Origin of the sequence: Halobacillus trueperi (assembly GCF_003386945.1) — a bacterium.
GTDB classification, from domain to species: Bacteria; Bacillota; Bacilli; order Bacillales; family Halobacillaceae; genus Halobacillus; species Halobacillus aidingensis.
The window spans coordinates 1-7,609 of sequence record NZ_QUAE01000043.1 but is presented as its reverse complement, the minus strand read 5'-3'; the positions used below and the strand labels follow the sequence as shown (position 1 = coordinate 7,609).

Below are 7,609 nucleotides of genomic sequence, written 5' to 3'. Positions count from 1 at the left end.
TCCGTGAAGTCGATATAAGTCAAAAGACTCCCGTCATTGCGTGTTCCCCTATTGTTTTACTAGATAAAAAGATCTATAATTAATCAGTATATAGAGAAATTTGTGAATATTTAAAAGGAGGGGTCGAATGAAGTCGATTAGAAACCGAATGCGTTTTCTGTTAATCGTGGCGGTTGTTGGAATCTTTGCCATCTTTAGTTTTTCTACATATTTCTTTCAAGAACAAAAAGAAATGGCACAACGAACGCAAGAAGTGCAGCAGTCACTCGCTGATAGTCAAAAAATTAATTACTTAATGTCTAAAACCTTGATTGAGCAACAAAAGTTCTTTCGTAACCCGAGCGCTGAGCAAGGGGAGGCAACAGCAGCCGCCATCCAATCAGTGAAAGAAACAGCTACTAATTTTGCCAACGCTTATAAAAATTATCCTAAGATCGAAAGTCAGTTCACTGAAATCACTAAGAAAGCTATAGAATATGAAAAAGAATTAGGTCCTTTGGTCAATATGTATAAATTAGTGGGGTTTACTGAAGATGAAGGGCTGCATCAACACATTCAAACGTCCTATGAAAGTTTCAACGGTGTCATTGAGTCCGTGAATAGTGACCCATTGAAAAATTCTTTACTTGCCATGAAGGTAAGCGAACGCAATTACATCAACGAGCCAAACTCCGAGCAATTATCCGCATTTAAAACCAGCTCTCAAAATTTCAAAGACACGATTAAAGAAATGGATTTGGATGCCGAGCAGTCTGCCACCTTAAACCGGAACCTTTTAAAATATGAACAGACGATCAACTCCATGGATAATACATTCAATCAGGCCTACGCCATCCGCACGTCCTTTGAAGGGATTGCAGCAGATGTTTCCAGCCAAGCTGATCTCGTCATGACCACAGCCAATGAATTACATGCTTCCATGCTTGAAGAACAGCAACAGCGACAGCAGTGGTTAACAACATTACTCGCTATTATTGGTGGAATCATTTTATTAGTTATCTTGACCACGGGGGTCTTCTTAATTCGTTCCATTAAAAAATCCATAGACAGTCTTAAAGAAAGCGCCACGATTATTGGTGATGGCGATCTATCTCATCGTGTAGATTTGACTTCCAAAGATGAGATGGCTGAGCTAGGTTTACAGTTTAACCACATGGCCGCCAGAATGGAACAGTCCGTACGTAAAGTGCTTCAAGCAACGGGTGTCCTTAATACATCTTCTGAAAGTCTGGCTTCGATTTCTGATCAAACAGCAAATCAAGCAGAAGAAGTGAACGAAGCCATTAGTCAGGTAGCAGCTGGATCTCAGGATCAAGCTCAAAAAATCGATGAAACCCATCAATTCATCCAGCAAGTCACAGAAGCTATCATCGATACAAAAAAAGCATCAGGAACGATCGAAACGAAACTGATGGAAGCAGAAACCGAAGGACATGCCGGTTTACAAACGGTCGCTGAGTTAGAAAAGACTTCAAGAGATTTTATCGAACTTGCTTCACACATGACAGAGGAAGTTCAGAACGCTTCAAGAAAATCTGAAGAAGTCAATAAAGTGGTCACAACAATTGAAGGGATTGCAGACAGTACAAATCTTTTAGCCTTAAATGCCGCTATTGAATCCGCCAGGGCTGGTGAAGCAGGAAAAGGTTTTGCCGTCGTTGCCGATGAGGTTAGAAAATTAGCGGAGCGGTCGAAACAGGAAGCAGGAAGCATTCAAGAAATGGTCGCAACCATGTCCAGCCAAATGACGACTCTTTCTGATGAAGCAGAGAAATTTAAACACTTCCAATCTTCACAAGATAAAGCTGTCACGCAAACCAAAGATGCTTTCGACCGGATCGCCTCCTATGTACAATCTATGAATGAACAAATTCAGGAAGTAAATGAAGCCGTTGAAGGTGTGGATCGTGTAAATGAGGAAGTAAAAGAAAGGCTGCAAAGTATTAGTGTGATTTCTGAAGAAGCAGTAGCTACAGCAGAAGAAGTCGCGGCCTCTAGTGAAAATCAATTAACATCAATAGAAAAAGTTCACCATTCAGCTACTGACCTTCAAGGACTTTCTCAGGAACTGTCTGCTGAAATCAGCCAGTTCAACATCAATGAAAACCCATCAATAGAAGGAAATTCTGATGGCGCGTTTAAGGAAGCGGGAGACCAATTGGAAACAAAAGAAATTAAAGAAGATCCAAATTCAGAAGCACATAAAAAAGTAGAACCTATCCATAAAGAAGAAAGACTTTCTTCATAACCATTAGGAAGTCCAGCAGAAGTTCCTTTGCTGGACTTCCTTTTTCACATCTTTCATACTAAAGAAAAGGGAAATTTAAGGAGGATGTACCAATGGAATTAACCATTTATCTAGCAGGGCAGATTCATGATGATTGGCGAAATGAAATACGAAAAAAAGCAGAAAGAGAAAAGTTATCCATCCACTTTGTAGGCCCTCAAGAGAATCATGCACTTTCTGACGATATTGGGGAGAAGATTCTAGGGGAGCAGCCAAATAAAACCTATCGTGATGATGCTGCATCGAGCATAAATAATTTCAGAACACGTGTGTTACTCCAAAAATCTGACGCCGTCATTGCTTATTTCGGTGAGTCATACAAACAGTGGAATACGGCCATGGATGCAGGTGCTGCCATTCAGGCAGGAAAGCCGTTAATTTTAGTAAGACCTGAATCACTTGTCCATCCACTCAAAGAATTATCTAACCAGGCCGATGTAACCGTGGAGACTCTGGACCAGGCCCTTGAGGTCCTTACCTACTTATACGAATAAACCTCAAAAAGTTATTAAAGTATATGGCAGGATTGTGTAAGACTTGATTTCGAGATGTTAGTGAGGTTCTAGGGGCTCCGGGAAAAGGTTCGCTTTCCGTGGGCGAGGGATGAGCCTCCTCGAGCTAACGCTCTGCGGGGTCTCATCTACCACGCACTTCCTCTTAGATATCCGGTTCCCTCCGCCCCTTTGCCATATGAGGTTATCGAAATCCCTCTAACAGTAACCTGCCGGAGTTCGGTAATGAAGTCCTGATCAACAACGCCGTATTAGTCGTTTTAACCATAGATCCTGCACGAATAAGGTAAGGGAACAGGGTCTGGGAAACGTCCGCACGAAAAGCGAGCTTATGTACAATAACTATAAGACATAAGAAAAGGATGCATCTTAATTAAGATGCATCCTTTTCTTATTGATCGTAGGACCACTGTCCTTTTAATAATTTCACTACATGGGTGAACATTTCTTCCCTGTGAATGACACCATTCGTAAAAATACCGATGGCCCCTTCGTTTTTTCTTACATCGTGTTTGTCCGTAAATTCATCCATGACTTCTCCAAGCTCTTTCCCCTTTTCCAACCCTGCTTTAATTTCATCAGGGAGGAGGATACGAGCACCACTCGCGGTGTAGACGTTTTCTTTACCGTCTACTAGTGCCCCCCAATTACATAAGTAAAGGTCATCTTCAATCTCCATGACTCCACCTTCAAGTCCAATTCCTATATGGGCTTTGTTTTGAGATGCACATTCTCTCGCACGGTTGATCGCCCCTTCTAATGTCTCTTCATCAGAAAAAGGTTGAGCTGCAACTTTCGATTCTACTTCCATTCCAATGACTTCCATCTCCGGAAATACACTTTTTACGGATTCAATTTTCGTAGGGTTTTGGGATCCCACATAAATTTTCAGCATAGCGAGCACCTTTCTCCTTCTCTAGCCGTTTATTGCCATTATCTCTCTTGATTGAGGACTTCATACAAGATCAATGGGACCTGTTCACCAATTTTAGCATAAAGTCACGTCGGCTGAAATCAGCTGACGTGACTTCCATTTCTTACACATTTCTTCTGATTTGTTCCACGGTGTTTTGATCTGTTGTTTTTACCAGTTGAATCAGGAGTTCTTTCGCTGCAGCATAGTCATCCACATGAATAATAGAAGAGGATGTATGGATATAGCGGGAACAAACACCAACAACCGCGGATGGAACCCCGTCGTTTGCCATATGAACTCTTCCGGCATCCGTTCCTCCTTGAGAAACAAAATACTGATAAGGAATATCATGGGTTTCTGCAGTATCTAGAATAAATTCACGAATCCCTCTGTGTGTAACCATCGAACGATCTAGAATTCTTAGGAGTGCCCCTTTACCTAACTGGCCAAACTCCTTCTTATCCCCGCTCATATCATTAGCAGGAGACGCATCTAACGCATAAAAAATGTCTGGTTGGATCATATTAGCGGCTACCTGTGCCCCCCGCAGTCCAACTTCTTCTTGAACCGTAGCACCTGAGTAAAGCTTGTTTGGAAGCTTTTCTCCTTGCAACTCTTTTAAAAGCTCGATGGAAAGGCCGCAGCCATAACGGTTGTCCCATGCTTTTGCCAGGACTTTCTTTTCATTAGCCATTGGAGTGAACGGGCAAATCGGGACAATCGGCTGCCCTGGCTTTATACCAATTTCCTTAGCATCGTCTTTGTCATCTGCACCGATGTCAATGAGCATATTTTTAATTTCCATCGGCTTTTTCCGTTGTTCTGGTGTCAAGTTATGTGGAGGGATGGAGCCAATTACTCCTACTACAGGGCCTTTCTCTGTCATAACCTGAACACGTTGTGCAAGCATGACCTGATTCCACCACCCTCCAAGGGTTTGGAAGCGAAGCATGCCGTTATCGGTAATTTGAGTAACCATGAATCCTACTTCATCCATATGGCCTGCTACCATAACGGTAGGTCCTTTTCCATTCTTCAACCCAAAAACGCCACCCAAACGGTCTTGTACAATCTCATCAGAGTACTTTTCAAGTTCCTGCCTCATGAACTGACGGACAAGGTGTTCATTCCCAGGAGCGCCTGGGAGTTCGGTCAATGTTTTAAAAAGACTTTGTGTTTCTTGATTCATATGTACATCTCCTTTTTTTCCTTCTTTCCATAGTTTAACGGAATTTTGAAAACGTTTCTACAAATGAGTCATGTTTATAAGTTTTGATTTCCTTTTATAGGGTATATTTAGTATACTGGAGATTAGAAATAAGTTGTGAGGTGATTGGTTGATGAACTGGAAAAAAGTCGCAATAGCAGCTGGTGTAGGAGCATTGGCAGGCTACGTAGTAAAAGAGCAATTAAGTAATGGCCAAGGAGTGACTCCTGAAAAAGCATTAAAAATTGCTAAAGAAGCTTTTAAAAAGCAAGGACCGATCAGTGGCTCATGGATTTACATGAAGCCAGAAGAATTGAACAAAAACGGAATTAATTACGATGTGTACCGTGGAGGGATTTCAAAAAACCAGGACGGCGAAACATCTCAATTTGAATTTTACATCGATACGGAAACAGGAACGATTGTTGACGTTGCTGAAACTACAGCTTAAACACAAAAATACCCTCGTACTCGAGGGTATTTTTTTATTGATAGTGATGTTCTCTTTCCTTTAGCTTGTCCAGGATCTGTCCTTGCTCATCAAATTTCAATGCTCTGTATATGGCATCATGGTAAAAAACATACCAAGCACGACGTTGATAGCCATACTCCATCCACTTTTTCTTCTCATGCACAGAAGTTACAGGATAATCATCATACGCAAGGGCCCAGAGTGGATTTTGATGAGCATGAGTAGGCATAAGGTCTGCCATGTGAATGAATACATCATCACCATCTTCAAAAGTGATGATCGAGTGTCCATTACTATGGCCACTTGTATGAACCATCTTCAAACCAGGCAGCACATCAAACGAATCTTTAAACGTATGTACCTTTCCTTCGACCGCTTCCCAATTTGCTTGCCAATACGTATTCTTTGACCTCATGTTCGGATGGCGCATTTCCTTCCATTCCACTTCGCTCGTATAAATGGTAGCGTTAGGAAAAGCAGGAACGAGCTGATCCTCTTCCCACCTCGTCATTCCGCAAGCATGATCAAAATGCATATGAGTCATAAGCAATGCGTCGATCTCTTCCGGCTTGATATTTAAGCTATCTAAACTACGGAGGACGGATGACTCTTCCCAAACTCCAAAATTCCTCTTCTGCTTATCTGACATCTTTTCATTGCCTATACCTGAGTCGATCAGCATCTTTTTCCCATCAACCTCTAACAAAATCGGGTCTGTTCGCAATTCAATTTGATTGTTTTCATTCACGGGATATTTTTTGCTCCATAAAGGTTTCGGAACTACTCCGAACATCGCTCCTCCATCCATGTGAGTCACCCCACCATTCAACCACGTCAATGAAGCTCGTCCCACTTTCAGGTTTTCCACCGGCAATCTCCTCCCAATAACAAAGATAGCTCTAGTTTATCATAATAACTAGAGCTAATGAAAACGGTATCATTTAGGGAAACTTGCCGTACAACGATAGATGGGTTGTCCCTTTGCAGAAAACTTTTCCTCATATTCTGTCTCCACATTTAAAGGGTCTTCATCTGCATGCAAGTCAACGGAGACATCTTCCAGTATCATACCGAAATTTGAAAAGCTGACGAGAGAATACTCAAAGAGCCCTTTATTATCTGTCTTCAATGTAACTTGTCCTTCTTCCTTCAACACGGCTTTATACTGTTCTAGGAACGTATGGAAAGTCAACCGGCGTTTTTCATGTTTATTCTTCGGCCATGGGTCTGAAAAGTTCAAGTAAATATGATCCACTTCGTTATCTTCAAACAAATCCCTTAGGTCTTTGGCATTTTCGTTGACCATACGGACATTAGTTGTTTCAGCTGCCAGGACTTTCTTGACCGCTCCGACAATCACACTCTTCACGAATTCCAATCCGACAAAGTTAATATCCTGATGTTGTTTTCCCATACCAGCAATAAACTGACCTTTGCCTGAACCTATTTCTAAATGCAAGGGCTGCTCTTGGTTATCGAAAAGCTCCTTCCACTTTCCTTTCATATCAAACGGTTGTTGGACGACAACTTCATTATTTTCCCTTAAAAAGTCATCGGCCCACGGTTTATTTCTTAAACGCATGTATTGGATTCCTCCTTCTTATCGATAAAATGGTACCATGAAGCTGCTAAAAATAAAAATTTTTCTCGTTTTCCTTGTTATATGAGGAAAAACAGATCTAACTCGTTTATATAAGACAATGCATGAGCTAATGATGCATCAATATGATTATCAACGATAAATTTCGAAATATGAATGGTTTATGGGGTTGGGTTGTAAGCGCTTACTGATATAGTATTAGAATCGTGCATTATTAAATAAACAGGAGTGATGATCGAAATTATGAAAATGATCTCTAAAGCGATTGAACTGACTGTATTGGCTGTTTTCTCTGTCCTATTCGCAGGTTATGCACTATTTATATACCCTTTTGAAAAATTATCAGAAACGATGAGCGCTGAAGTAAAAGAAAAGAAACTAAAATATACACCAGCTACAGAAAAAACCGTTGCCTAAGCAGCGGTTTTTTTCACATCAAACCCTCTCCTCTTCAACTAACACTCCCTTTAGTTGTAGACTCAGTTTCAAGATAACCGGGTTCGTTTGCCGTATTTTGAGTCAGGGGTGGTTGGGAAGCTACTCGCTTTCCTGTGGGGGAGTGCCGAGCTTCCTCGGACTGCGTCCTGCGGGATCTCGCCTATCTCCTTCTCCCAC

General features: G+C 41.5%; 8 protein-coding genes. 4 read left to right on the top strand and 4 right to left on the bottom strand.

The window, feature by feature from the left end; genetic code table 11:
* The first annotated feature begins 127 nt into the window (after positions 1-127).
* The gene (locus DYE48_RS20815) at positions 128-2,248 is read left to right on the top strand and encodes a methyl-accepting chemotaxis protein (RefSeq protein WP_115825218.1); all 2,121 of its coding nucleotides are present in this window, start codon (positions 128-130) and stop codon (positions 2,246-2,248) included.
* Between the two features lie 92 nt (positions 2,249-2,340).
* Positions 2,341-2,781, top strand: a complete 441-nt coding sequence (locus DYE48_RS20810) for a YtoQ family protein (RefSeq protein WP_115825217.1) — start codon at positions 2,341-2,343, stop codon at positions 2,779-2,781.
* Between the two features lie 409 nt (positions 2,782-3,190).
* Here the strand turns inward: DYE48_RS20810 and DYE48_RS20805 are convergent, their stop codons facing one another.
* Complete coding sequence (locus tag DYE48_RS20805; protein ID WP_089650780.1) at positions 3,191-3,691, bottom strand: DUF84 family protein; 501 nt, start codon at positions 3,689-3,691, stop codon at positions 3,191-3,193.
* 145 nt (positions 3,692-3,836) lie between these two features.
* Positions 3,837-4,904 carry a M42 family metallopeptidase gene (locus DYE48_RS20800; RefSeq protein WP_115825216.1) on the bottom strand — a complete coding sequence of 356 codons (1,068 nt, stop codon included), beginning with the start codon at positions 4,902-4,904 and terminating at the stop codon, positions 3,837-3,839.
* A 151-nt stretch (positions 4,905-5,055) separates the two neighbouring features.
* On the opposite strand from DYE48_RS20800, the gene DYE48_RS20795 reads away from it, so the two are divergent.
* Entirely contained in the window at positions 5,056-5,373 is a 318-nt protein-coding gene (locus tag DYE48_RS20795) for a PepSY domain-containing protein (protein WP_089650486.1), read from the top strand.
* Positions 5,374-5,407: 34 nt separating this feature from the next.
* Here DYE48_RS20795 and DYE48_RS20790 read toward each other — a convergent pair whose 3' ends face one another.
* Together DYE48_RS20790 and trmB are read right to left on the bottom strand one after the other, a co-directional pair.
* Complete coding sequence (locus DYE48_RS20790) at positions 5,408-6,262, bottom strand: YtnP family quorum-quenching lactonase (RefSeq protein WP_115825215.1); 855 nt, start codon at positions 6,260-6,262, stop codon at positions 5,408-5,410.
* A gap of 69 nt (positions 6,263-6,331) precedes the next feature.
* Positions 6,332-6,976 (bottom strand): tRNA (guanosine(46)-N7)-methyltransferase TrmB, encoded by a 645-nt coding sequence (gene trmB / locus DYE48_RS20785; RefSeq protein WP_115825214.1) that lies wholly within the window; start codon positions 6,974-6,976, stop codon positions 6,332-6,334.
* Positions 6,977-7,225: 249 nt separating this feature from the next.
* On the opposite strand from trmB, the gene DYE48_RS20780 reads away from it, so the two are divergent.
* Entirely contained in the window at positions 7,226-7,411 is a 186-nt protein-coding gene (locus DYE48_RS20780; RefSeq protein ID WP_089650483.1) for a hypothetical protein, read from the top strand.
* Positions 7,412-7,609 lie beyond the last annotated feature (198 nt).